1 pseudogene is annotated in these 406 nt (G+C 53.9%); it reads left to right on the top strand.

Annotated elements, in window-relative coordinates:
• Window positions 1-200: 200 nt before the first annotated feature.
• A pseudogene (locus QP324_RS11895) lies at window positions 201-406 on the top strand (helix-turn-helix domain-containing protein); the annotation flags it as partial.

The raw sequence follows: 406 nt of genomic DNA, 5'->3' as shown, positions 1-406 counted from the left end.
TGAACTGCTCCCCATTAGTTGGACTGAGAAATCAGTTGCCAACAACTAGTGGGGAGCATTTTCTTTGAGAGCACGTAGTTCGCTGAGTGAAGTTCAGCGTGAGCAGTTAGTGGAGCTTTTCGAGCAGGGAATGGGTTGCCGAGCCGCTGCTCGTGTTGTCGGTGTCTCGAGAGACGCAACGCGTAGACTTTATCGCCGTTTCCAACTGCGTGGCAGACTATGTCTCGTGGAGAAACCAAACAAGCAGCACTACTCCTTCGAGGCGAAGAAGGAAGTTGTAGAACGTCATCTTGCGGGTGAGTCGATGATGGATCTTGCCCGAGAGTTCAATCTTTCATCCGACCACCTCGTCAAGGACTGGGTGGCTAAGTGGCGCAGAGGCGGCGACGAGGCTCTGCGCCCGAAG

It is taken from the genome of Corynebacterium sp. UMB0012, assembly GCF_030216265.1.
In the GTDB taxonomy this organism is placed as follows: domain Bacteria; phylum Actinomycetota; class Actinomycetes; order Mycobacteriales; family Mycobacteriaceae; genus Corynebacterium.
Note: the sequence above shows the minus strand (reverse complement) of the source record. Positions and strands in the feature narration are given on the sequence as shown.